At 43.9% G+C, this 20,941-nt stretch carries 16 protein-coding genes; 10 read left to right on the plus strand and 6 right to left on the minus strand.

Features of this window, described 5'->3' with window-relative positions:
* Window positions 1-391: 391 nt before the first annotated feature.
* The 4 genes from NIES1031_RS07305 to NIES1031_RS07320 all read right to left on the minus strand — a co-directional run bounded on the left by NIES1031_RS07305 (window position 392) and on the right by NIES1031_RS07320 (window position 4,627).
* The gene (locus tag NIES1031_RS07305; RefSeq protein WP_073548803.1) at window positions 392-1,009 is read right to left on the minus strand and encodes a LysE family translocator; all 618 of its coding nucleotides are present in this window, start codon (window positions 1,007-1,009) and stop codon (window positions 392-394) included.
* Entirely contained in the window at window positions 1,009-1,473 is a 465-nt protein-coding gene (locus tag NIES1031_RS07310) for an Lrp/AsnC family transcriptional regulator (RefSeq protein ID WP_073548804.1), read from the minus strand. Before NIES1031_RS07310 ends, NIES1031_RS07305 begins: the two co-directional genes overlap by 1 nt.
* A gap of 247 nt (window positions 1,474-1,720) precedes the next feature.
* Complete coding sequence (trmFO, locus tag NIES1031_RS07315) at window positions 1,721-3,091, minus strand: FADH(2)-oxidizing methylenetetrahydrofolate--tRNA-(uracil(54)-C(5))-methyltransferase TrmFO (protein WP_073548805.1); 1,371 nt, start codon at window positions 3,089-3,091, stop codon at window positions 1,721-1,723.
* Between the two features lie 57 nt (window positions 3,092-3,148).
* On the minus strand, window positions 3,149-4,627 hold the full coding sequence (locus NIES1031_RS07320; protein WP_073548806.1) for a site-2 protease family protein: 1,479 nt from the start codon (window positions 4,625-4,627) through the stop codon (window positions 3,149-3,151).
* Window positions 4,628-4,848: 221 nt separating this feature from the next.
* Here NIES1031_RS07320 and NIES1031_RS07325 point away from each other — a divergent pair, with 221 nt between their 5' ends.
* Window positions 4,849-5,574, plus strand: a complete 726-nt coding sequence (locus tag NIES1031_RS07325) for an MBL fold metallo-hydrolase (RefSeq protein WP_073548807.1) — start codon at window positions 4,849-4,851, stop codon at window positions 5,572-5,574.
* Between the two features lie 128 nt (window positions 5,575-5,702).
* On the opposite strand, the gene ctpA is transcribed toward NIES1031_RS07325, so the two are convergent.
* Window positions 5,703-6,941, minus strand: coding sequence for a carboxyl-terminal processing protease CtpA (gene ctpA / locus NIES1031_RS07330; protein WP_073548808.1), 1,239 nt, complete (start codon window positions 6,939-6,941; stop codon window positions 5,703-5,705).
* Between the two features lie 264 nt (window positions 6,942-7,205).
* Between ctpA and petB the strand changes: the two genes are divergently transcribed.
* The 3 genes from petB to NIES1031_RS07345 all read left to right on the plus strand — a co-directional run bounded on the left by petB (window position 7,206) and on the right by NIES1031_RS07345 (window position 9,151).
* On the plus strand, window positions 7,206-7,874 hold the full coding sequence (petB, locus tag NIES1031_RS07335) for a cytochrome b6 (protein ID WP_015188918.1): 669 nt from the start codon (window positions 7,206-7,208) through the stop codon (window positions 7,872-7,874).
* A 102-nt stretch (window positions 7,875-7,976) separates the two neighbouring features.
* Window positions 7,977-8,459, plus strand: coding sequence for a cytochrome b6-f complex subunit IV (gene petD / locus NIES1031_RS07340; protein WP_015188919.1), 483 nt, complete (start codon window positions 7,977-7,979; stop codon window positions 8,457-8,459).
* A gap of 317 nt (window positions 8,460-8,776) precedes the next feature.
* Window positions 8,777-9,151 (plus strand): hypothetical protein, encoded by a 375-nt coding sequence (locus NIES1031_RS07345; protein WP_073548809.1) that lies wholly within the window; start codon window positions 8,777-8,779, stop codon window positions 9,149-9,151.
* Window positions 9,152-9,184: 33 nt separating this feature from the next.
* Here the strand turns inward: NIES1031_RS07345 and NIES1031_RS07350 are convergent, their stop codons facing one another.
* The gene (locus NIES1031_RS07350; RefSeq protein WP_236738748.1) at window positions 9,185-9,604 is read right to left on the minus strand and encodes a hypothetical protein; all 420 of its coding nucleotides are present in this window, start codon (window positions 9,602-9,604) and stop codon (window positions 9,185-9,187) included.
* 422 nt (window positions 9,605-10,026) lie between these two features.
* On the opposite strand from NIES1031_RS07350, the gene NIES1031_RS07355 reads away from it, so the two are divergent.
* From NIES1031_RS07355 to NIES1031_RS07380, 6 genes are all read left to right on the plus strand, one after another.
* Complete coding sequence (locus NIES1031_RS07355) at window positions 10,027-10,374, plus strand: hypothetical protein (RefSeq protein ID WP_073548811.1); 348 nt, start codon at window positions 10,027-10,029, stop codon at window positions 10,372-10,374.
* A gap of 192 nt (window positions 10,375-10,566) precedes the next feature.
* Window positions 10,567-12,738 carry a pentapeptide repeat-containing protein gene (locus tag NIES1031_RS07360; protein WP_073548812.1) on the plus strand — a complete coding sequence of 724 codons (2,172 nt, stop codon included), beginning with the start codon at window positions 10,567-10,569 and terminating at the stop codon, window positions 12,736-12,738.
* A 132-nt stretch (window positions 12,739-12,870) separates the two neighbouring features.
* Window positions 12,871-13,374: a hypothetical protein gene (locus tag NIES1031_RS07365; protein ID WP_073548813.1), complete on the plus strand. Its 504-nt coding sequence runs from the start codon at window positions 12,871-12,873 to the stop codon at window positions 13,372-13,374.
* A 683-nt stretch (window positions 13,375-14,057) separates the two neighbouring features.
* Window positions 14,058-17,456: an EAL domain-containing protein gene (locus tag NIES1031_RS07370; protein WP_073548814.1), complete on the plus strand. Its 3,399-nt coding sequence runs from the start codon at window positions 14,058-14,060 to the stop codon at window positions 17,454-17,456.
* Window positions 17,457-17,653: 197 nt separating this feature from the next.
* Complete coding sequence (gene purC, locus NIES1031_RS07375) at window positions 17,654-18,412, plus strand: phosphoribosylaminoimidazolesuccinocarboxamide synthase (protein WP_073548815.1); 759 nt, start codon at window positions 17,654-17,656, stop codon at window positions 18,410-18,412.
* Window positions 18,413-18,509: 97 nt separating this feature from the next.
* Window positions 18,510-20,927, plus strand: coding sequence for a BamA/TamA family outer membrane protein (locus NIES1031_RS07380; protein ID WP_073548816.1), 2,418 nt, complete (start codon window positions 18,510-18,512; stop codon window positions 20,925-20,927).
* Window positions 20,928-20,941: the final 14 nt, after the last annotated feature.

Below are 20,941 nucleotides of genomic sequence, written 5' to 3' on the forward strand. Positions count from 1 at the left end.
TAACTGTTTAATAAGACAAGAGCTTCCGCTTGGGGTTGTAGTTCTTCTGGAACAAGCTACTGAATAAGAACACTACTATCTAAACACAAAGCTTTAGTTATCTCGTCCGTCGCCTTCTCTAAGCTGACGAATTAAGATTTTTGTTGAGTTCCTGTTCTTCGCCTTATGCTTTCGCGTCTAGCACCAATCCTATGATGCGCGGCTAAACCTTTACGGTACCTTATCTCTCGCTCCAGAGCTTTAATCACCACATCATTCAAAGACTCGTCTTGCGACTTGTGCAATTTCAACTAAGTAAGTAATCCTACTGGAAAACGCACAGTCAAAGATTCTCGTTCTTCCGTTTTATGGAACTATAACGTGATAGCATTATTTGGTATCACAAACTAAATTATAACGAGAACAGCCCACCTCCCAAGGCGATCGCACCAAACATTACAAGAATCATTCCTGAAATTCTGTTAATCCAGACAAAACCGCGTTGAGAAAAGCGCATTCGCACAACATCAATTCCAAAACTGAGAAACAACCACCATAAAGTTGAACCAACAAACACACCTATCACTAAAATTATTGCATCAAAATAACTTCCTTCTAACACTCCCAACCCCGCAAAAATTGCCGCGAATGAAAGAATTGTTGCAGGATTAGTTAATGTCAGAAACAATGTAGAACTATAACTACCAAATAGACTATTACTTTTAACCGAAGCAGAAACTTCTGCTGGTTTACTCAAGAATATTTTAATACCGAGATAAAAGAGAAAAATTCCCCCAATTACACGAATCCATAACTGCTGATTGACTAAAAAATTGGAAACTAGAGTTAATCCAAAACCAGCAATACAACCATAAAAAGCATCAGCCGTCGCCGCACCCAAACCCGAAATCAAACCCGCAGTACGCCCATGTGCAAGAGTGCGTCGGATACACAGTACACCAATTGGTCCTACTGGTGCTGCAATCGAAAAGCCTAGAATAATACCTTGCAGCAAAAAGCTGATATTCATTAGTGTATAGAATTATTTGGCGGTAAAGGCATTGCTGCGGTTTCTTTGAGTGTGGATAAAACTACCGTAGTGCGGGTTCTCACAATTCCTGGTAATTCTTTGAGTGATTCACTAATCAACCGTTCTAAATCTTTAGTATTGCGACAGCGTACCTTAAGTAAGTAATCGTCATCTCCAGTGACATGATGGCATTCTTGTACTTGTGGTAAGTCGTTGACTCTTTGCAAAAAAGCACTTCGATGTTCTGGGCGTTCTAAGGTGACAGCAATAAAAGCAGTCAGACTATAACCAATCGCTTCTGAGTCAACTATGGCTGTATAGCCTTTAATAACTCCACCTTCAAGACGACGCACTCTATCCGCTGTCGCTGGGGCTGACAGTTCCAAAATTCCTGCAAGTTCAGACCAAGTGATTCTACCTTGAGCCATAAGTTGCTCAACGATTTTCATATCTATTTCATCCATGGCTTTATATTATAAGGTGTAAAAGCTAAAAAAGATTATTTAAAAAGGTAATTTAAATTTAAAACTTTCAATAAAAAACTGGAATGATTAATTCCAGATCTAGGCGAATAAATTCGCTGCTACACAAACAAAGTCCACCTTCGTGGAATGACCGCTAAAATTCTTGTTTATAGTGTACGAAGGTACACTTCGCTTAAATAGCCCCTGACTAAAGTCAGAGAGCGTCTAAGATTCACAACGATAATATTTAAACAGCGACTTGAATTGTGTTAGATACTATATTTTCTACCTGCCAGCAATTCAGGTCATTTAAAGCGCGATCGCGATACATTCCGTACCTTTGTTGCTTATTTCTAATTCTCTCGGCTAAATCTGGTAAAATCCCAAAATTGGGAGGCATTGGCTGAAAATGCTTCGGTGATGCAGAACTAATAAACTCAAACAAAGCCCCCATCATCGTTGTTGGCGGTAATCTTAACGGTTCTTTACCCAATGCCAACCGCGCCGCATTTGTTCCGGCTAACCAACCACCAGCAGCAGCAGCGGTGTAACCTTCTGTACCAATTAACTGTCCCGCAGCAAGTAAAGTCGCACGGTGTTTAAACTGCAAAGTAGATAATAGTAACTCTGGGGCGTTGATAAAAGTATTGCGGTGCATCACACCCAGCCGCACAAATTCTGCATTTTCTAAACCAGGAATCAACTGAAATATGCGTTTTTGTTCGCCCCAACGAAGATTTGTTTGGAATCCTACCATGTTCCACAGTTTACCTGCCTTATCTTCTTGACGCAGTTGCACCACAGCATAAGGACGCTTCGATTGATTTTCTGGGGCGCGGAAATCTCCCTGACGTGCGTCAAATAATCCTACAGGCTTGAGGGGACCATAACGCATAGTATCTTCGCCACGCCGCGCTAATTCCTCAATAGGTAAACACGCTTCAAAAAACTTCGCGGTTTCGCGTTCAAAGTCTTTCAGTTCAGTTTGTTCTGCTGTACATAGTTCTTGCCAAAATCGCAAATACTGCTCACGATTCATCGGACAATTGAGATATGCCGCATCGCCTTTGTCGTAACGCGAAGCTAGAAACGCAACGTCGCGATTAATTGACTCACCAACCACAATTGGACTAGCAGCATCAAAAAAGCTGAGGTATTCCATCCCAGTGAAGCGCCGCAACGCTTCAGCTAAAGCAGGACTCGTCAAAGGACCAGTTGCGAGGACAACAACGCCCGATTGCGGAATTTCTGGTACTTCTTGACGCCGCAATTCAATCAAGGGGTGATTTGCCAAAGTTTCGGTTAAATCATGGCTAAAGCGTCCTCTATCCACCGCTAATGCGCCACCCGCAGGAACTGCGTGTTCGTCGGCTTTTGAAATCACAACCGAACCCAAACGGCGTAGTTCTTCGTGCAATAAACCAGCGGCGCGATCGCTTGCTTGCGCCCCAAAAGAATTGCTACAAACCAACTCAGCTAACTCTTGCGAGTGATGTGCTGGACTAAACCTTGTCGGGCGCATTTCATGTAAAATTACAGGCACTCCCCAAACGGCAATTTGCCAGGCAGCTTCTGTACCTGCAATTCCTCCACCTATAACATGAATAGGTTCTTGCATTAATCCCTCCAATTTTCTTGACTCGCTTTGCCAATGACCGATTACCCATTACCGTATCTAACCAATTTGCAACAACTGCGCGATCGCATTCGGGACTGGCAAAACAATCACAACCAACACAGCCAAAGCAAGTAGACCGAAGAAGTCACGTAAATTATCAAGTTCGGTAACATCGTTTAATGCAGGTTCATCGTAGATGGGCATAAAGAATAAAATAATTGCCCATAGCAAAAATCCTGGCTGTAGTAAAGCGAGCGCCAGTACCAAAAATCGCGCAATCTGACTAACAACGATTGCTCTGCGTTGTCCAAACATAGCATGAACGATATGCCCGCCATCAAGTTGCCCTACAGGCATTAAGTTTAGTGCAGTAACGACGAGTCCCAAAAATCCAGCAAACGCTACGGGATGGAGGTTGATCGCAGTGTTAGCCGTTAGTTGAGCGCCCAACATTAGTTTACTCAATAGCGCGAGTAACAATGAGTAATTTGGGTTTAATGCACTGGGGTCGAATAAACTTGGTTGCTCTGGCAGCGGTACGATAGTAGAATTCGCTAAACCCCATACCAAAAAGGGAATCGTCGCAATAAACCCCGCAAGGGGACCGGCAATACTGACATCAAATAATGCTTTACGATTGGGAACTGGACTACGCATTTGAATAAACGCCCCAAAAGTTCCCAAGAAAAACGGCACGGGAATAAAGTAAGGCAATGTGGCGCGAATTTTGTAGTATCGTGCTGCGCTATAGTGTCCTAGTTCGTGAATTCCTAAAATTGTCATTAACGCGAGGGAATACGGCAGGCCTTGCAACAAAACACTAGGATCTGAACTAAGAGTTGTAATATTAGCACCGGCAATTTCTACGCCGACGATGGTTGTTGTCAAAAGCGTTGCTAGTAATAGTCCTAGCGCGAGAACAGGTCGAGTTAATTTTTGTTGAGCGCGATTTGCCCGTGCTTGAGGGTTGGGGACTAAGGCAAAAAATGGTTTGCCGTTTAAACCTTCTTGTAAGATTAGTTGGAAGCGATCGCCAAATTGAGCTTGAATATTTTCTTTAATTCGTTGGTAAGCAGCGGTTGGCGTCGTTCGCAACTGTCCGTAGCAAATCACCGCTTGGGGACGATACTCGATATTATGAATGTAAAATATCGACCAAGGAAAACAATCGCGCAACTGCTTCTCTTCAGAAGAGTCAATCGGTCGTACTGGTGGTGTGGGTTCGGCTTTTTGTGCGATTGCAGGTTTGATTTCAGAAGATTCATTTGGCGGTGCTGAGGCGGAATTTGCGTCTCTACGCCCCCACTGGATGAGCAACCAATACAAAATTGGGCAAATAATAAATGGTCCAATAACCAACGGTAATGGAATCGATTGATTTGAACCGGCGCTAGCTGTCCAAGCGCTCCAGATGAACGCCGGTGTCATGAGAACCAGCCATAAAATCCACACTGGTGTGCGTGTAATTCGCGTCACGCTGCGCTGCACAATCAAGTATGTAAAAATTCCCAGGAGGAGGAGAAGCCAAAAGTTCATGCTGATTTTAGTTAGTTTAAAAATTGGTCCAACTTGTTCTATTTGCGTTAGTTAAAAGAATCGAGAGGCTAGAAACCACTTTTAGAGCTAAAGATAAACTAGTTATTCTTCCCTCGCTCCCCGCCCCTAATCCCTCGCTCCTTTAATCAAGTAGACCTCCACACCTTTTTTCCCTAAAAGCCGATATTTCTAACAAAGTTGTTAACCCCGATCGCTGCCTAATGACACAAAATCCCGAACAGCTTGCTAATCATAATGCTCAAAACACGTTGCCTCAGCAGGCGAGTCGCTCCAAACCACCACAGGCTATTTGGAACCACATCTTTGCTTTTCCACCTAATCGGGACACTTTAGGAGGAACCGCTTATCTTATTGTAGAAAACGATGGGAATATCCTGATCGATTGTCCGCCTTGGAATGAAGATATTCAACAATTTTTGCAATCCCTCTTGGGAGTGAAGTGGCTGTTTCTCACGCACCGAGGTGCTATTAGCAAATCCGTCAAAGAAATTCAAACTTTTTTGAATTGTGAAGTTGTGATTCAAGAACAGGAAGCTTATTTACTTCCAAAAGTTCAATTGACATCGTTTCAACACGAAATATCACTCAGCCCAACGACACAAGGTATTTGGACACCAGGACATTCGCCTGGTTCAGCGTGCCTTTACTACCAGCGTCGCGGTGGTATTTTGTTTTCTGGTCGCCATTTGCTACCAAATCAACAAGGTGAGCCAACGCCGCTACGCACCGCCAAAACTTTTCACTGGCGACGCCAAATCAACAGCGTAGAGAAACTTTTACAGCGTTTTACTCCAGAAACACTCCAGTATATTTGTCCTGGTGCGAATACTGGCTTTCTTCGGGGTAAGAAAGTCATTGACCAGGCATATCAGCATTTAGCGGCTTTGGATTTAGCAGCATTGGTGCAGTTTCAAGCCCCACTTTAAGAGAGTGTTGAGTTATGAGGTAAGAAAATGCTTTTAATGAATGCCTCTGGTACCTTTCTTAGCGAACAAAACTCTTGAGGATTCAAAACTCACTCCTTACTCCTCACTCCTCACTCCTCACCCCTAGTTCAAGACTTGCCTGCTAAAACTGAATGTGTCGCAAACTGTTCTATTGCAGCTAAATACTGCCGATCTGCCTCGGTTGCCATTTTTTCGGGGGTAATCGGTTCTTGTGAAACAACCAAGTCAGGAGTAATACCCAATTTATTGATATCGCGATGCTGTGGAGTTTCATATTTAGCCACAGTCACCGCTAAACCTGAACCATCGGATAGGTTAAATAGTGACTGAATCAATCCTTTACCAAAAGTTGTTTCGCCGATAACTTGAGCACGTCCGTTGTCTTGTAGCGCACCTGCTAAAATTTCACTTGCACTCGCGGTTCCTTGATTGACTAAAACGACGAGTGGATCTTGTGTGATTGCTGAGTCAAACGCTTCAAAGCTGCCTTGGATGCCTTGACGGTTAACGGTGTACACAATTGTGCCTTCGTCTAACCATAAACGCGCAATTTCAATGCCTGCTTGCAGCAAGCCGCCTGGATTGTTACGGAGATCGAGAATATAAGCATTTGCGCCTTGATTTTCGAGATTGGTGATCGCATGAGCAAGTTCTGCTGTTGCATTCGCATTAAATTGTGTTAAGCGAAGATAACCAATTTTAAGGTCGTCTGTAACTTGACGTAACTCGGCGACAACAGGATTTAATTCAATCCGCGATCGCACAAGTTGAATTTCGGTACTTTCTTGGGCTGGCGCGCGTTGCAGTACTAAAGAAACTTTACTCCCCGCAGGACCGCGCATTCGGGCTGCGGATTCGTCTAAGGTTAGTTCAGTGGTTGAAACGCCATCAATCGCGAGGATGCGATCGTGGGGACGAATTCCCGCTTTTTCTGCTGGAGAACCAGCGATCGGCGCGACAACTTCTAACTGTCCGGTTTTTGGCTCCAGCGCAATTTGTAAGCCAACTCCGGTTAATTCGCCCGACGTATTTACCTGTAAACTACGGTACTGCTCTGGTTTCAAAAATCGCGTGAACGGATCGTCTAAGGTTGCAAGCATTTTTTGGATCGCTTCATACGCCGCTTCGCGGTCTTTGAAAGGCTGCTTAATTGTATTCAGCCGCAGTTTTGACCAGTTTTGATGATTAAAAGTGTCATCCAGATACACGCGATTAACGATTCGCCAAGCTTCAGATACTAACTTTTGTTCTTCGGTCAATGCAGCTGCTGGTTGTACCCAACAAGTTACAGCTAGCAAAATTGGCAAAATTGCTAATAGCCCAATCTGAAATACTTTTTTATACATCACACGTATCTAACCTTGGTTGCCGCCCCGAATTATGAAATCCTTCTCTCGATTATGTTACTTTTTTTATAGTACGAGTGCAGTCAAACCTATCTGCTGACCCTCATTGGGGAAAGTACAAAGCACCTGCAACTGCTCTCAGTTGCGCTTATTTGACAACAAACTGGATTTCCAGTAATTGCCAAATCATGACACAGCCTCTCCTTTCTTGTTTAAGACTGGGAGTTTTATCAACCGCAATCTATTTTTAGGAACTCTTGCTTCATGTTTTCCAAGCAGGTAACCGACTCAAAACTTTACAATTGGTTTGAAGAACGTCTAGAAATTGAGGCACTTGCTGAAGACGTTACCAGCAAGTACGTCCCTCCCCACGTTAATATCTTCTACTGCTTCGGCGGGATGACGTTAACTTGCTTTTTAATCCAGTTTGCTACTGGATTCGCGATGACATTTTATTACAAGCCAACAGTGGCGGAAGCTTACACCTCTGTACAGGCACTCATGACCGATGTTAACTTCGGCTGGCTGATCCGCTCGGTTCACCGCTGGTCTGCCAGTATGATGGTTCTGATCATGATCCTGCACATTTTCCGCGTTTACCTTACTGGTGGTTTTAAAAAGCCTAGAGAACTCACTTGGGTAACAGGTGTCGTTCTGGCGGTGCTGACGGTTTCATTTGGTGTAACTGGTTACTCTTTACCTTGGGATCAAATTGGATACTGGGCGGTAAAGATCGTTAGCGGTGTACCCGAAGCGATTCCAGTTGTCGGAACCTTGATTTCTGATATGTTGCGTGGCGGTTCGAGTGTCGGTCAAGCAACCTTGACTCGTTACTACAGCGCCCACACGTTCGTGCTGCCGTGGTTGACTGCGGTCTTCATGCTGCTGCACTTTATCATGATTCGTAAGCAAGGTATTTCTGGTCCGTTGTAATCGTAGCGCTAAGCAAGCGGTAAGCATTAAGTTTGCCGCTGCCTAGGTGCAAAATCTAAAATAAGTTATTTGACTCACCGATAAAGGAGAGCACTCTTAACAATGGGAACATTGAAAAAACCGGATCTAAGCGATCCAAAATTGCGCGAAAAACTAGCCAAGGGCATGGGCCATAACTACTATGGCGAACCTGCTTGGCCTAATGACCTACTCTACATCTTCCCTGTCGTGATCTTAGGGACTGGTGCTTGCATTGTTGCGCTTGCGGTTTTAGACCCAGCAATGGTAGGCGAACCAGCAAACCCATTTGCAACACCGCTAGAAATTTTACCTGAGTGGTATTTGTACCCTGTATTCCAGATTCTCCGCTCGGTGCCAAATAAACTACTAGGCGTGCTAGCAATGGCAGCTGTACCATTGGGCTTGATCCTGGTACCGTTTATTGAGAATGTAAACAAATTTCAAAATCCCTTCCGTCGTCCAGTTGCAACCACAGTATTCATGATTGGTACTTTAGTGACGCTTTGGCTCGGAATTGGTGCGACATTCCCTATTGATAAGTCTTTTACACTAGGATTGTTCTAATCTAGCCGAGCGATCGCGCTCATGACGCCTGTAGGTTTCTTCTTAAGTACTGAGGTACTGTGCAAGAAACATTTACAGGCGTTCTTTGTTGTAGCTTAAATAGAGAGCTTACGAATAAATTCGCTACTAGACGAACAAAGTTCACCTTTGTGGACTAGACGGGTAAGACCTACCTTGTCCTATAGTGTACTGCTGCGCACACTTCATTGAGGTAGCCCCGAAGGGGATCGAAGCGCATCTGTGATTCATACTCTGGAAAACCTACCGTTGATCATTTGCCAGAACTAGCTATCCTAGAGGCAGAGCCGGATAAAAAAATGCGATTGAATTCATCACTACAATTTACTCTAGGGAACTTAGCCCGTTGGCTTGCTATTTTTGCAGTGATTTGGCTGTTAGGTGCAGTGGGATTGGGCTGGTTAGTTAATTCGTTTTTAATTTTATTTGGGCTATTGCTGCTTGCACCCGTTATTGCCTTTGTCGGTTTTCGTTGGTGGCTTGAGCGTAACTTAATTCAAGATAAGTGTCCTGTATGTCGTTATGAGTTTACAGGGTTAAACAAAACCGAGTTACAGTGTCCTAATTGCGGTGAACCACTGAAAATTGAGCAAGGTCATTTTCACCGCTTGACACCACCTGGGACAATTGAAGTCCAAGCAGTTGAAGTTAAAAGTCAACGGGTTGAAGATTGAGTAACAACGCGATCGCACCTCAATTGATAGCAATTATTTTTTTGTGTGCGAGATCGATAACGTGTAAGGATGTCTTGCTGGCGATCTTTCACCAATGTACAGCGAGTATCTTCCTGGTTGCCAAAAGCCAGAGATTTGAGCGCTTCCGCCAGAAAACTGGTCGGCGAGTACGCAAAAGCGCCCTCCTGGTCCCTCAATCAGTAGTGTTGGTTGCCCTTCGGTTTTTACTTGTAGTTGTAAGTACGGTAGTGGTTGTGTTACCTGGATAACTTGACTGGGTGTCCCAGAAATGTTGCCGCAATTACTATTTTTCGCGCCGCCAGAAGTTCCTTGCACAACAATCGGATCTGGTTGAAAGTTGGGCGCAATTTTGATGACAGGTGCATCAGCTAGTGCAGCAGTGGTGAGAATTAAATTAGCGACTAACGCTGTGGGAACAACCAGCCAATTCATGCGCATCTTCATCTTAATTTTGCTCCGACTGTTTCCACGCAATTGAGCGTGATTTTTAAGAAGATTGGGTATTTACCCTAGTTCCTTTTGTTACTTCATTCTACAAAGGCAAAAAATCGATTATCGAACGATGTATGCCACTTTCTGAAGTAGCCAAATATAGCAATTGCAGCGATGCTTAGGACATGGTTTGACACTTCCCGCGCGCGTTGATAGTTGACAGTTGACAAAGCCTTCCCACACTTCCCACACTCTGTTCACTGCTATAGCATCTATATTGTTCATGTGAAATTAATTTGCTTTTTTGCGGCAATCGTAGTATGTAAAAGCTTAATATCCGCTAAGATGTCGCTAAAACATGATAGTTTGCCGAAGCAAGCGCTTTCGTTTAACATCATGCAAACAGTGCAGCGGAAATTAACATGAACTCTCAACCTGAGCAGGAATTAGAACAACGACTGCAACAACTGGAGGCAGAATTAAATTCTCCTACCTCACCGCCTGTTGTTGTCGAACCGCAACCACCCGCATCGCTAACTGATCGCGCTTCAGTTATACCTAGGGTGCTGTATCGTTTTGTCAACTGGTTTAGTGGCTTATCGAATATCGGGAAACTGATTGTCGTCGCTGTCGGACTGGTCATCGGGCTTGCCGTCTTGCGTGCAGTCCTCAAACTTGTTGCTGCTGTCATTAGCTTGGCATTTTTGGCGGTGCTACTATACTTTGTCTATCAGTTTTTGTTGGCGCGTACTTCAGACACTAAAAGCTGATTAAGTTAAGTGGGTGAAAATAAATGTCACGTATTGGTAATGGGTAATTGCTAATCGGGATTTATCAGTTATGAATGTTGAAACTGAGTTAATCAAGTCAACTCATAATTTAGAACTCTGTACGAGAAACGTTCTTAAAATTGTGTCGGCGATCGCTACGGTGTCAAACAAAATATCAAAGAGGAAGGTGTGATGGCGAACTCAACTGTGAGGAGAAGTGTCAATCGCGATCGCCGCCGTGCGGGGCAAGAAAAATCAAAATCCTTGCCACTCATAACGAGGCGCTTTGCGGCTTGGACAGTCGAAGTATCTTTAATTATTACGAGTGCTGTAGTTCCTTTCGGATTAGGAGTCTATACTCAAGCACGCACTGAAGGAACGCAGCCGATAAATCCAGTACTAGCAATAGCCGAAGACGCGATCACGACAACCTTGGCGCTGCCGCCAAGTAACCGCCCGCAACAAGTCGCCCCACTGACAAATTGGCTTTGGACGGGCGCGTTAGTCGCCCCGATTATCCTGAGTAGTTGGCAGCTATATCTCCTCGCCAAAACAGGTAGTACTCTCCCTAAGCGTTGGTTTGGCGTGCGCGTTGTGACTGCTGCGGGAAATCCTGCGGGAATGCGACGTATCCTGCTACGCGAAGTCGTTGGGGCTTGGGGCGTACCACTGCTAGTCGCTTATATATTGTGGCACTTTAGCAGTACGTTTCCTTCGCTGGGAATGTTGGCAGGGTTTTCGCTACTGACACTACTCGGAGAAGGCATCAGCGCGCGATTTAACCGTTACCGTCGCTGCTGGCACGATCTACTAGCAGGAACTTATGTTGTTGACGCCAATCGCAGCTATGCGGCGTTACTTGGCAATTTACGCCCCGCAACGAGTCCGTTGATTTCCCAGTACGCACCATATGCCGCGCATCCTGTTTCGCCAACTGTGACAATGGCAACAGCTGTACTACCCCGCAAACGCCAAAAACCCGATTGGTGGCGTTGGATGCGGCGAAATCCTGGTTTTGTGATACTATTTATTACTCTTAGCAGTATGGCGGCTGTGCTTGGTACTTTAGTCGGTACTCAAGTTTACATTCAAACACAAGCAAACCAACGTCAGCTAAGACAGCAAAATAGTCAACAATTTTTAGAATTGGTGCAAAAACTTAGTGACAATGCACCTACGACTGTAGAAGAACGTCGTAAAGCAATTACTGCACTGGGAACAATCAACGATCCGCAAGCCCTACAAATGCTTGTCGATCTTTTAGGGCAAGAAACTGATCCGCTTTTGCTGGATACGATTCAACAAACAATCGCGAGTACTGGGCTACGCGTCATCCCACATTTGCGGCGCTCCAATCAGTCTATAGCTAATGCGTTAGATTATGTGCGCTACAGCAGTAAACCCGAAGAACTGACACTGCATCAACAACGTCTCGAAGCAACACAACGCGCGATCGCCAATCTCCTAAGTATCTATAGTGGTCATCTCAACGGCGTTGACTTAAGCCGGACAATTCTCGGAGAAAACTTGACTGATTCGGCTTTACCCTTCGCGCTGTTTCTCGATAATGTCAATTTATCAGGAATTCAGCTGCGCGGTGCCAATCTTAACCAAGGAAGCTTGCGCGGTACGCAATGGCGATCGGTGGGTGAAGATCGGCGCTGGAACACCGCTGACGATCGCATTGCTGACTTGAGTGACGCGCAACTCAAAGCTGCAAACTTAACGGAAGCTAACCTCAGCCGGATCGCGATGCATGGCGCAAATCTCACCCATGCGATTCTTAACCGCGCGAATCTCGCTGGCACAAACTTGATGGGTGCTAATCTCAGTAGTACACAAATTGTCGGAGCTAACTTGCAAGATGTCGTGTTAGAAAACGCCAGTTTGACAGGTACCGATTTAGCCGCTGCTGATTTATCGCGTGCAAATCTCCGCGCAGCAAGATTAGGTCGTGCGAGTGCTTTAGGGACGCAGTTACAATATGCTAATGCGACAGCATCTGACTGGCGCGGTGCTGATTTATCAGGCGCAGATCTCTCTCACGCTAATTTGAAAGATGCTGACTTAAGTGATTCGCGATTGAGTGGTGTCAGTTTTCGCAATGCACAGTTGCAAAATACAAACTTGCGTAACGCGGATTTGAGAAAAGCAGATTTACGTGGCGCGCAGCTAGTCCAAACTGATATGCAAGGTGCAATTCTTTTTAAATCGCCCTCTCCCGATCAATTTATTCAAGCCCCTCCCGAAGCGATGCTGTCTGCGATTATCGAGGGTGTTGATTTTAGCAACGCGAAGAATTTAGATGCGAAACAACTAGCGTATATTTGTACACAGGGTGGTCGTCATCCTCGTTGTCCCTAATTTGTTGAGTGATGAGTGGCTAGTGATTGGTAGTTAGTGTTGAGTGTTGAATTAACTCAACATTCATCCGTGATGACTTCTCTGCTTTGATTTTAAAGCCCTAGCCCCGATTGATGTGAGGAGTGGTGAATAATGCAACGTTTGAATTATTTTGTGGGAGTAGGTGCGATCGCACTCATCAGCGGTTTGACACAACCAGCATTTGCCCAGGCTGCTTATGGTAGTTATATCGGTGTTGGTCCTGCGGTAGGATTAAGTCGAGACGCTGAGGGCGATGGTCGTCAACTCGGTGGTGTAGTTGCCGTACGATACAAAATTTTAGAAGCACCTTTTTCTTTACGGACACAAGCATTTATCGGCAGTAATACTGCTGTTGTCCCTACAGTTTCGTATGATGTCCCGCTGAGTTGGCAAACTGATGCATATATCGGGGCTGGAATTGTTTTTACTAACGGAAATACGCCTTCTCCGGTAGGAGATCAAGTCAGTTTTGCGCTACAGCCAGGAATTGATTACGTTGTTCCTAATAGCAATACGGTCATATTTGGTAATGCAGTCATTGCTTTTGATGCTTTCCGTGATGGCGGTGGTAATGCGATATCCATTCAAGGCGGTGTTGGTTTGAGATTTAGGTAATTCGCTATTGTCTTTCCGCTTGAGTGCGGGTGAAGCGTCGGTACTGCTGCTGATGAATATCTCAGGAGCAGTTAATCGTTATTGACCTAGCAAATACTACCTTCTATAAAACTACTTTATACGACACAGGTATTCTCAAGTCATTATGAGTTTAACTATCTAATATAAAAAGTTAGTCGTACTTTTGCGCGTAGGGAAATTCATCATTCGCATTCAGTCAATGTAAAACGCATCAAACTCTAATGTTAAACTTCAACTCTAAATTGCCTTCTAACATCTAACACATTTCACCTATCAGAGTTTTAAGTTAAATGACAAAATTCTACTTAGCCATAGTGACCATAGTTCAGATTGGTAGCTTACTACAACTACCTAAATTTAAGTAAAATCCGAAAATTCTTGAGAAGTTCAGTATTTTTATCGTTGAATTTACAGTCACCAAGAAATATTTATTATATAGTGCCATTCATCTACTATAGTGCTCACTACGAAAAAATAAATTAAACTAATTTAAATTGATAAACGCTTACTGCTTTGCAAAATTAAAGCAAAAACCGTACAAATGACAATCTAAAACTTTGAAAGTAAAATGTCTTTATACGTTGAACCGCAATTTGCTTTTTTAAATTTTTATAGATAGCAACTACTCAATAAGAAGATTGCTAATTCAATAGTCAAGCCGCATGAAACTCAAGCAAAAATTAATTTGTGCTTTTTTAGGTACTTCTTTCTTGTTGGGAGTGACTAGTAGTATTTCTTTATTAAATAATATAAGAGTTAGATATAGTATTAACCAAGTAACAAAAAGCTCTTTAGAAGAATTCGCTAACTCGAATGAAGTTTCGCTAGTATTACAAAAAATACAAGCTACATTACGAGAATTATTAGAGGAAAAACATCACAGTAGTTATCAGACAGACAAAACAGAAGAAACTCAAACTAGAATAATCAATCTCAAGAAAACAGTACTACAAGATTTATCAAAAGTTAGTGGTCATATAGATCTAAGTAAGCAAGCAACTACCCAAGGAATTAAACTTGCTGCCATAGACGTAAAAAAGCGTTTAAAAGAAGAGGAAAAACTAGAAGATTTAGAAGAAATTGAATCTAGGGTTTTAGGGTACGAAAATAATATCATTCATTTATTTAGTTTGGCTAATCAAGATATTGAATTAGCTGCCAGTTTTTTTGAAGAAGAATTAGAACCTCACTTTGAAACACAGCTAGTACCTCTAATTGTGGAATATAATCACGATGCAAGAGGAGAACTTTTAACCGAAGTTCAACAAGTTCAAGGAGCGCTCAATCGAGCAAATAAACTTATACTTTTCTCAACAGCTTTGGCTTTTTCTTCTGCACTTGGCTTAGGGTCTTTTATTTCCAGTTCAATTGCTAAACCATTAATTAAACTTACTCAAGCAGCAAATAGAGTAGGTGAAGGAGAGACTTCTACAAGAGTAAATATCAAAAATCAAGATGAAATAGGTATTTTGGCTGCTGCTTTTAATCAAATGCTAGATGATTTGAATACTACGATGGTATCTAAATCTTATCTAGATAGTATCATTGAATTCATGGCAGATGCTTTGATTGTTTTAGATACTAACTTAGTAATTCTTAGAGTTAATTTAGCTACAGCTAAAATTTTAGAAACTTGCCCAGATAAAATTATTGAAAAATCAATAAAAGCTTTATTTCCACAAGAAGAAAAACTTGAAAGATTAAGTATTCAAGAAATTTTAAGTAGGGGAAAGATAGAAATCTTGGCAACGTACTGGCTGACAAATACAGGCAAACAGAAACCTATATCGTTTTCAGCTACAGCCATGTACAATCAGCAAGGTAAACTACAAGGAATAGTTTGTGTAGCACAAGATATAACAGAGCGCAAGCAAAGTCAAGAAAGACTGACGAAGATTAACGAATGTTTTTTGAGTTTCGGTACAGATCCAACAGCAAATATTAATCGACTAACGGCGCTTTGTGGTGAACTTTTAGGCGCAGTTGGTGCTAGTTATTATCAGCTAGAAAAGGCAAAAGTTTGTTTAGTAGGACAATGGCAAATTGCATCAGAAGACAAGCTTGAGGTTAATTCACCCGAAAGTGTTTTTGAGCAGTTGATTCAACAATGCTGTGAAGATCGTTATGTGGGTCACGATTCACAAAAATCACATGAAGCCAACATACATCTAAAGATATTAACTAAAAAAGCCAAAACTTATATATGTCAAGCGGTCAAATGTAAAGAGACGATTGTTGGTGCGCTGTGTGCATATCAGCACAATTTGACTTTAACTGAAGCGGATAAAAAAATTATTGGGATTATTGCCGCAGCAATTGGAGTTGAAGAACAACGCCGAGAAATTCAGGAAGCTTTACGTGAAAGCGACGAAAGGTATGCGCTAGCCACGAGTGGTACTAACGATGGATTGTGGGATTGGGATTTAAATACAAATGAAGTTTATTTTTCTCCGCGTTGGAAATCGATGTTGGGCTATCAGGAAAGAGAAATTGGTAACACGGTAGAAGACTGGTTTAATTTGGTGCATTTACAAGACATTGACCACCTAAAAGCGGCGATCGCATCGCATTTACAAGCACAAACACCACAACTAGAAAAAGAATACCGGATTTTACACAAAGATGGTGCTTATCGTTGGATGCTCAGTCGCGGATTAGCGGTACGCGATCGCGATGGTAAACCTTATCGCCTCGCAGGTTCGCAAGCTGATATTACCGCCAGCAAAGCCGCAGAAACCGAATTGTTGCATCAAGTTTTTCATGATGCTTTAACCGGATTACCGAATCGCCTCTTGTTCACCGAACAGTTAGAGCAAAGCATAGAACGTGTCCGCCAGCAAGAAGATTATTCGTTTGCGGTGTTATTTTTAGATCTTGACCGCTTCAAGGTTGTCAATGATAGTCTTGGTCATTTGATTGGCGATCAGCTATTGATTGCGATCGCGCGTCGCCTCAAAATGTGCGTGCGTCCTGAAGATATCGTTGCGCGCCTTGGTGGTGACGAATTTACCATCTTACTAGAAAATATTCGTAAAGTAGAAGATGCCACGCAAATTGCCGAACGCATTCAAAACGCATTAGCTTTGCCATTTAACTTTGAAGGACACGAAGTTTTTACCTCAGCAAGTATTGGCATTGCTTTTAGTACGACAGGTTACGAAAAACCCGAAGATTTATTGCGAGATGCTGATACAACTATGTACCGTGCCAAAGGATTGGGTAAAGCACGATACGCCGTTTTTGATACGAGTATGCACGCTCAAGCCGTGGCACTGTTACAAATGGAAACGTATCTCCGCCGCGCCGTAGAACGTCAAGAATTTCAGCTTCACTATCAACCGATCGTTAATTTAAAAACGCGAGAGTTAGTCGGTTTTGAAGCACTCATCCGTCTTTGGCACGCAGAACGCGGGTTCATTTCTCCAGCAGAATTTATTCCTGTGGCGGAGGAAACTGGCTTAATTATTCAAATTGGTACCTGGGTACTGCGCGAAGCTTGTCGTCAAATGTATGAATGGCAGCAGAAATTTACTGCGGCGCGCAATTTAAAAATGAGTGTCAATATATCGCCCAAACAATTTCGCCAGCTTGATTTAGTAACGCAAGTCGAGCAAAATTTGCGAGAAACAGGACTCAACGCCCGCGATTTAAAGCTAGAAATTACCGAAAGTACGCTTGTCGAAAATGCTGATTTAGTTGCAAGCATGTTGAAAGAAATGCAAGCTTTAGGAATTGGTTTATCAATTGATGATTTTGGAACTGGGTACTCATCATTAAGCTATTTACACCGCTTTGCAATTGATACCTTAAAAATTGATAAATCCTTTATTAAGGACTTTAATACTGATGGGGAAAAAAGCAAAATTGTTAATACAGTGATCGTTCTGGCAGAGAATTTGGGCATTGATGTTATTGCCGAAGGTGTAGAAACTGCTGAACAAGCCTATCTTCTTCAAGAACTTAAGTGTCAATTTGGGCAAGGCTTTTTATTTTCGCGTCCACTCGACGCGCAAGCAACCGAAGCTTTAATTGCTGCAAAATTAGAATGTATGTGGGTGTAGAGAGTGTAAAAAAGTGCAGGAAAGTCTCTACACGAACGTCTGCTTTACTTCTTTTGCTCACACGAGCTAGTAGCACTAGCAACGAATTACTAACTTCATAGTTCCGTAACTCCTTTTCGTTTCAAGCAGCTGTTGTCTACGTTAGAACGATACAATAATAAAGCCCGTTTAGACCTGCTGGTAGCCGATAATTGCTAATGTCTGTCGCGAAAAACTTGCTTTACGAAGGCAAAGCGAAAATCATTTACACAACCGATGAGCCAGAAATTTTACTGGCACATTATAAAGATGATGCTACGGCTTTTAATGCTCAAAAGCGTGGCAAAATTGTGGGAAAAGGCGAGATTAACTGCAAAATCTCTCAAGCATTATTTCAGTATTTAGAAGCGCGCGGCATTCGCACTCATTTCATTGACTGCCCAGCACCGAATCAGATGCGGGTGATGCGAGTGAAAATCTTGCCTTTAGAAGTTGTTGTCAGGAACATTGCTGCTGGTAGTCTCTGTCAACAAACAGGGTTGCCACTCGGTACCCTTTTGAAACAGCCATTAGTGGAGTTTTACTATAAAAATGACCAACTGGGAGATCCGCTGTTGACACGCGATCGCTTGTTACTGATGGAATTAGCAACTCCTGATGAGCTAGACCAATTACAGCAGCAAGCATTGCAAATTAATCGTTATCTCTCAGAGTTTTTTCAAAGCTGCGGCATAACCTTGGTAGACTTCAAGCTAGAGTTTGGCTTGGATACCCAAGGCACAATTCGATTAGCCGACGAAATCAGTCCTGATACCTGCCGTCTCTGGAACTCCGCAGACACCGATCCTAACAACCGCGTCATGGATAAAGACCGCTTCCGCCGCGACTTAGGAAATGTGGAAAACGCTTACCAACAAGTTTTAGAACGGATTCAACTGAGAGGTCAGGAGTCAGAGGTCAGAGGTCAGGGAAATTAGAGCAAGGACTGAGTTAACCTCTCGTCCCTCGCTCCTAACCCCTAGTCCCTGTTAAAAGTAGACATGGTGTGTGGACGTGCTGAATAGGTTGAAGAAAATGCGTATATCCCCTTTTTGGGCAGCAACAGTAGCGATCGCTGCTCCGTTAAGCTTAACAGTTCCGGCTGCGGGACAAACGGTAGATCCATCTCAAATCAAATCAGGATCTCAGCCACCACAAATGGCACAAGCGCCAATTTCAGCAACAGGTGTTGTTGTCGAAACAAAGACGGAACAACGACAACACAAGGCAAAGTTGCTCCTCGGACAAACGCCCGTAACTCCAACAATACCAAATCAAACAAACGAGCAAGCACCAAGCCCTGCGCCGCAGCCACAACCATCGCCAGTATTTCCGTCGCCGAATATTCAGGGAGTTCCAGCAACTCCACCGCAACAGCCAGTTCCAGTAACTCCGCCTCCAGGTGCAGGAGGAGTACCGCGCCAAGAAACACCAAATCGCCTACAAGTGCCGATTACTCCAGAAGCACCGCTAGATACACCACCAGGTGAAGAGAGTGTTCCAGCACCTGCAACGCCTCCGCAACCGGTTCCCCTACCCGAAGGAGTGCAACCGGAAGTCGCCCCACCAGTAACACCCCAGCCAGAAACGCAACCAGAAGCCACCCCACCAGATACCGCGCCACAAGTTCTTGTTTCTGAAGTTGTTGTGAGTGCAGAAACGGGAGTATTAGATCCTGAACTAGAAAATCAAGTTTATCAAGCAGTGCGTACGGTTCCAGGAAGGACAACAACACGCACGCAGTTACAAGAAGATATTAATGCGATCTTCGCGACAGGTTTCTTCTCGAACGTCCGTGCAGAACCCACAGACACGCCCTTGGGAGTTCGCGTTACATTTATTGTGCAACCTAACCCAGTTTTACGCTCGGTGCAAGTGCAAGCTAACCCAGGTACTAATGTTCCTTCGGTGTTGCCAGCGGAGGTTGTCAATAATATCTTTCAGCCGCAGTACGGCAGAATTTTGAATTTGCGGCAGCTACAAGAAGGAATTCAGCAGTTAAACCGCTGGTATCAAGATAATGGTTATGTTTTGGCACAAGTTGTGGCAGCGCCGCAAGTTTCCGCCGATGGAGTGGTCACGCTGGAAGTCGCTGAAGGTGTTGTCGAAGATATTCAAGTTCGCTTTATTAGCGAAGGCGAAGCAACAGACGATGAAGGACGACCCATTGAAGGTCGGACGCGTGATTTTATCATTACCCGCGAATTAGCACTGCGACCAGGACAAGTTTTTAACCGCACGGTAGTGCAACAAGATTTGCAGCGCGTCTTTGGTTTGGGTTTGTTTGAAGACGTTAATGTTTCTTTAAACCCTGGTCAAGACCCACGACAAGTTGTCGTTGTTGTTAATGTGGATGAACGTAATAGTGGTTCGATTGCGGCTGGTGCTGGTTTTAGCTCAGCGAGTGGCTTGTTTGGTACATTGAGTTACCAAGAACAAAACTTGGGTGGGAACAACCAAAAAGTTGGCGCCGAATTACAAGTAGGACAGCGCGAAGTCTTGTTCGATGTCCGCTTTACTGATCCTTGGATTGCGGGAGATCCATTTCGTACTTCGTATACCGTGAATGCCTTCCGTCGCCGCTCGATTTCTTTGGTGTTTGATAGTAGTGACGAGCAGTTTGAAGTTATCAATAATGACGGTGAGCTTTTAGGCGATCGCCCCCGTGTATTACGCCTCGGTGGTGGCGTGACATTTACGCGTCCTTTATCACGAAATCCGCTAGAAAGATCCGAATGGACCGCCTCAGCTGGGTTGGAATATCAAAGAATTTCGATTCGCGATTCCGATGGCGATTTAAGACCACAAGGACAGGTAGGACCTGATGGCGAACCAACTGACCTTAGTTTTTCGGGTACAGGAATTGATGACTTGTTGACTTTGCAAGTTGGATTAGTGCGCGATCGCCGCAATAACGTATTGCGCCCGACGGCTGGTTCACTACTGCGGTTTGGGGTTGAGCAATCGGTTCCCATCGGTTCAGGAAGTATCTTGCTCAATCGCCTACGCGGCAGCTATAGTCAATACCTACCAGTCAACTTTACTAACTTCGCCGAAGGACCCGAAACCCTCGCGTTTAATATCCAAGCGGGAACTGTTCTAGGCGACCTACCACCGTATGAAGCTTTTGCGTTAGGAGGTGTAAACTCGGTACGAGGTTTTAACGAAGGCGATTTGGGAACTGGTCGCAGTTTTGTACAAGCCACTGCGGAGTATCGATTCCCCATTTTCTCCGTCGTTGGCGGTGCGTTATTCGTTGATGTCGCCTCAGATTTAGGTACAGGTGAGAATGTACCTGGAAACCCAGCCGGACAACTCGATAAACCTGGTAGTGGTTTTGGCTATGGTATCGGTTTGCGCGTTCAGTCTCCACTAGGACCACTGCGGATTGACTACGGTTTCAATAGCGAAGGTGACAATCGCCTGCACTTTGGGATTGGCGAACGCTTCTAATTCAGAGGTAGCGT

The organism is Chroogloeocystis siderophila 5.2 s.c.1 (assembly GCF_001904655.1).
Lineage (GTDB): Bacteria > Cyanobacteriota > Cyanobacteriia > Cyanobacteriales > Chroococcidiopsidaceae > Chroogloeocystis > Chroogloeocystis siderophila.

Bases quoted from the DNA above. Each gene is read 5' to 3' on its own strand.
- NIES1031_RS07305 (WP_073548803.1), bottom strand. From the start codon at position 1,009: ATGAATATCAGCTTTTTGCTGCAAGGTATTATTCTAGGCTTTTCGATT.
- NIES1031_RS07310 (WP_073548804.1), bottom strand. From the start codon at position 1,473: ATGGATGAAATAGATATGAAAATCGTTGAGCAACTTATGGCTCAAGGT.
- trmFO (WP_073548805.1), bottom strand. From the start codon at position 3,091: ATGCAAGAACCTATTCATGTTATAGGTGGAGGAATTGCAGGTACAGAA.
- NIES1031_RS07320 (WP_073548806.1), bottom strand. From the start codon at position 4,627: ATGAACTTTTGGCTTCTCCTCCTCCTGGGAATTTTTACATACTTGATT.
- NIES1031_RS07325 (WP_073548807.1), top strand. From the start codon at position 4,849: ATGACACAAAATCCCGAACAGCTTGCTAATCATAATGCTCAAAACACG.
- ctpA (WP_073548808.1), bottom strand. From the start codon at position 6,941: ATGTATAAAAAAGTATTTCAGATTGGGCTATTAGCAATTTTGCCAATT.
- petB (WP_015188918.1), top strand. From the start codon at position 7,206: ATGTTTTCCAAGCAGGTAACCGACTCAAAACTTTACAATTGGTTTGAA.
- petD (WP_015188919.1), top strand. From the start codon at position 7,977: ATGGGAACATTGAAAAAACCGGATCTAAGCGATCCAAAATTGCGCGAA.
- NIES1031_RS07345 (WP_073548809.1), top strand. From the start codon at position 8,777: ATGCGATTGAATTCATCACTACAATTTACTCTAGGGAACTTAGCCCGT.
- NIES1031_RS07350 (WP_236738748.1), bottom strand. From the start codon at position 9,604: ATGAATTGGCTGGTTGTTCCCACAGCGTTAGTCGCTAATTTAATTCTC.
- NIES1031_RS07355 (WP_073548811.1), top strand. From the start codon at position 10,027: ATGAACTCTCAACCTGAGCAGGAATTAGAACAACGACTGCAACAACTG.
- NIES1031_RS07360 (WP_073548812.1), top strand. From the start codon at position 10,567: ATGGCGAACTCAACTGTGAGGAGAAGTGTCAATCGCGATCGCCGCCGT.
- NIES1031_RS07365 (WP_073548813.1), top strand. From the start codon at position 12,871: ATGCAACGTTTGAATTATTTTGTGGGAGTAGGTGCGATCGCACTCATC.
- NIES1031_RS07370 (WP_073548814.1), top strand. From the start codon at position 14,058: ATGAAACTCAAGCAAAAATTAATTTGTGCTTTTTTAGGTACTTCTTTC.
- purC (WP_073548815.1), top strand. From the start codon at position 17,654: ATGTCTGTCGCGAAAAACTTGCTTTACGAAGGCAAAGCGAAAATCATT.
- NIES1031_RS07380 (WP_073548816.1), top strand. From the start codon at position 18,510: ATGCGTATATCCCCTTTTTGGGCAGCAACAGTAGCGATCGCTGCTCCG.